The 360-nt window shown below is 61.9% G+C and carries 1 protein-coding gene; it reads right to left on the bottom strand.

Annotated features, from left to right (window positions below):
* Positions 1 to 360, bottom strand: a 360-nt coding sequence (locus tag CSV68_RS17025; protein ID WP_143561043.1) for a glycerate kinase, incomplete at both ends; no start/stop codon positions are given.

The following is a 360-nucleotide window of genomic DNA, read 5'->3' as shown; positions in this document are numbered from 1 at the left end:
TGGCTGTCAATGCGCCCTTCTCCCGTAATCACCAGATCGGCGTTAGCCACCTGCTCTGCCAGATGCAGCGCATCGGTGACAATCTCAATCCCCTGACGAAGCTGCGCACCGCAGAAAGCGTAGAGTGCCGCCCCCATCCCACCCGCCGCACCGCCGCCGGCAAGGTTGATGACGTCGATATCCAGATCCCGGGCAATGACCTGCGCGTAATGCGCCAGGGCGTTATCCAGGGTCACAATCATCTCCGGCGTGGCGCCTTTTTGCGGGCCAAAGACCGCGGATGCCCCTTCGTCTCCGGTGAGCGGATTAGTGACGTCACAGGCGACTTCAATCCGGCACTCCGCCAGACGCTTATCCAGC

Source organism: Sporosarcina sp. P29, assembly GCF_002743265.1.
Taxonomy (GTDB): Bacteria; Bacillota; Bacilli; order Bacillales_A; family Planococcaceae; genus Sporosarcina.
This window is presented reverse-complemented; position numbering and strand designations above follow the sequence as displayed.